The organism is Myxococcota bacterium, assembly GCA_035498015.1.
In the GTDB taxonomy this organism is placed as follows: Bacteria; Myxococcota_A; UBA9160; order SZUA-336; family SZUA-336; genus VGRW01.
In genome coordinates, this window is record DATKAO010000159.1 from 1 (window position 1) to 2,727 (window position 2,727).

Consider the following 2,727-nt stretch of genomic DNA (forward strand, 5'->3'; position numbering starts at 1 on the left):
CGCTGGATCTCCTGGGTGCGGCCGGAGAGCTTGCCCTTCTGCGCCTCGCGCTCGCTGCGCGTGTCGGTCGAGCCGGGCAGCATGCTGTACTCGGCGGTGACCCAGCCCCTGCCCGAGCCGCGCAGCCAGCCCGGCACGGACTTCTCGATCGTCGCGGTGCACAGGACCATCGTGCGGCCGGTGCGGATCAGCACCGAGCCGGCGGGGTTCTCCGTGAAGCCGAGATCGATCTCGACCTTGCGCAGCTCGTCGTGCGCGCGTCCGTCGCCGCGGTTCATGGCTCCTTCCGGGATACCTCGAGCTCGCGATTCTGCCCCATCGCCTCGACGAGCGCCGTAGCCAGCGCCTTGGCGAGCTTCGCCTGCATGTCCTTCTGCGCGAGCCGCTTCGCCTCGGCCGCGTTGGTGACGAAGCCGATCTCGACCAGCGCCGCGGGCATGTTCGTGCCCGTGAGCACGGCGAACGGCGCCTGCTTCACGCCGCGGCTCTCCGCGCCCGGGATCTTCGCCAGGCTGCGCTGGATCGTCGCGGCCAGGTCGCTCGACTCGCGCAGGTGCTCGGTGCGGATCAGGTCGCCCAGCACCTGGCCGACCACGTCGCGGCTGTCGGCGGCGGTGCCGGCCTGCCCGAACACGTCGTTCTCGGCGAGCGCCACGCGCATCGCCTCGTCATCGCTCGCCTCGACCGAGAGGAAGTACGTCTCGCAGCCGGCGATCTCGGCCTCGGGCGCCGAGTTGCCATGGATCGAGATGAAGAGCGCCGCGTGCGCGCGGTTCGCGATCGCGGTGCGCTCGGCGAGCGGTATGAATACGTCGCTATTGCGCGTCAGCAGCACGGGGAGCTTCCGCGCGCGCAGCTCGGCGGCGAGCTTGCGCGCGACGGCGAGCGTGAGGTCCTTCTCGAGCAGGCCGCCCGCGCCCTTCGCGCCGAAGTCGGCGCCGCCGTGGCCGGGGTCGACCACGATCGGGCGCGCCTCGGGCTCGGCGGCGCGCGCCCGCGCAGGCGCCGCGAGCCCGGTCAGCAGGAGCGCGACGAGTGCGGCGCGCTTCACGCGGTCAGCTCCACCACGTGCACGCGCCGGCGCCGCGGCCGGCGCGGGCCGACGCCCGCCACGCCGCGCAGCGCCTCGAGCGTGTGGAAGCCCTGCAGCCGCGCGCGCGCGACGAGCTCGATCCACAGGTCCGCGGTCATCTCGGCGTCGCCCAGCGCGCGGTGGCGCGCGCGCGGCGCGATCGCGAGCTGGGCGACCAACGTGTCGAGGCCGTAGCGCGGCGCCGCGACGAGCCGGCGCGCCGCGCGCACCGAGCACAGGAACGGCGGCAGCGGCTCGGGCCGCTCGTGAGCGCGCCACGCGCGCGCGAAGAAGCCGCGGTCGAAGCGCGCGTTGTGCGCGACCAGCACGTCCACGCCGTGCGCGGACAGGAGCGCCGCCACGCGGGCCACCGCCGCCGCCTCCTCGGGCGCGCCCTCCAGCAGCTCGTCGCGGATGCCGGTCAGCGCGACGATTCCCGACGGCAGCGGCTCGCCCACGTCGACCAGGCTCTCGAAGCGCGCCAGCACGCGCCCGCGGCGCAGCACCACCAGGCCGATCTCGAGGATCCGGTCGCGCTGCGAGGACAGGCCCGTCGTCTCGAGGTCGAGCACGCCGAACGTCACGTCCTCGAGGGGCGTACCCCGCCGCAGCTCCAGCTCGCGGGCGACGGGCGCGGACAGCCGCGCCGCCACCCAGCGCGGCAGCGACAGACCGCGCGGAACGCGCAGCCACTCCCTCAAGGTGTCGAATCCGCGCACCGTTCCCCCCGTCTGCGGACCGTAGCAGCACCCCCTTGGATCCTCTACTTTCGGCTTCGCACTCCCTCCCCCTGCGCAGTCCAGCCAACGCGACCCCCATCGGAGTCGGAGTCCCGTGAGAGGCGGCCCGAAGAAAGTCCGTATCCTCCGCGCGCTGATCCGCGATCAGCCCGGCCACCTCGGCAAGCTTGCCCAGGCCCTCGGCGAGGTCGGCGCCAACATCGGCGACATCACCAAGCTGCGCATCGTGGGCGAGTTCACCGTGCGCGACTTCGAGCTTTACGTCGACGACGACGCGCAACTCGAGCGGCTGCGCGAGAACGTGGCGCCGCTCGACGGAATCACGATCGAGTCGGTCCGCGATCCGGTGCTCGACGTGCACCGCTCGGGAAAGATCCGCATGCGCTCCACGGTGCCGGTCGAGCGGATCGGCGACATGCGGATGATCTACACGCCGGGCGTCGCGACGGTGGCGAACGAGATCTTCGCCCACCCCGAGAAGGTCTGGGACTACACGGCGCTGGGCCGGACCGTGGCCATCGTCACCAACGGCACGGCCGTGCTCGGGCTCGGCAACATCGGCGTGCACGCCGGTCTGCCGGTGATGGAGGGCAAGGCGGTGCTGCTCGACCGCTTCGCCGGCCTCTCGGGCATCCCGATCCTGATCCCCACCCGCGACCCGCGCACCTTCGTCGACACGGTGACCCAGATCGCGCCGTCGTTCGGCGCGATCCAGCTCGAGGACATCGCGGCGCCCGAGTGCTTCGAGATCGAGCGGCGGCTCGTCGAGACGCTGCCGATTCCCGTCATGCACGACGACCAGCACGGTACGGCGGTGGTGGTGCTGGCGGCCCTGCTGAACGCCCTGCGGCTCACACGCCAGAAGCTGCCCCGGCTCAGAATCGTCATCTCGGGCGCGGGAGCGGCAGGGACGGC

At 72.8% G+C, this 2,727-nt stretch carries 4 protein-coding genes; 1 reads left to right on the forward strand and 3 read right to left on the reverse strand.

Annotation, left to right across the window (positions count from 1 at the left end; all coding sequences use genetic code 11):
- The 3 genes from rph to VMR86_14500 all read right to left on the reverse strand — a co-directional run.
- A partial coding sequence (gene rph / locus VMR86_14490; protein HTO08254.1) for a ribonuclease PH occupies positions 1-278 on the reverse strand: 278 nt, incomplete at its 3' end.
- On the reverse strand, positions 275-1,051 hold the full coding sequence (locus VMR86_14495) for an N-acetylmuramoyl-L-alanine amidase (GenBank protein ID HTO08255.1): 777 nt from the start codon (positions 1,049-1,051) through the stop codon (positions 275-277). The genes VMR86_14495 and rph, both read right to left, overlap by 4 nt.
- Positions 1,048-1,773 (reverse strand): exonuclease domain-containing protein, encoded by a 726-nt coding sequence (locus tag VMR86_14500; GenBank protein HTO08256.1) that lies wholly within the window; start codon positions 1,771-1,773, stop codon positions 1,048-1,050. Before VMR86_14500 ends, VMR86_14495 begins: the two co-directional genes overlap by 4 nt.
- Before the next feature lie 133 nt (positions 1,774-1,906).
- Here VMR86_14500 and VMR86_14505 point away from each other — a divergent pair.
- Positions 1,907-2,727 (forward strand): malic enzyme-like NAD(P)-binding protein (locus VMR86_14505; GenBank protein HTO08257.1); only part of this gene is annotated, 821 nt, incomplete at its 3' end.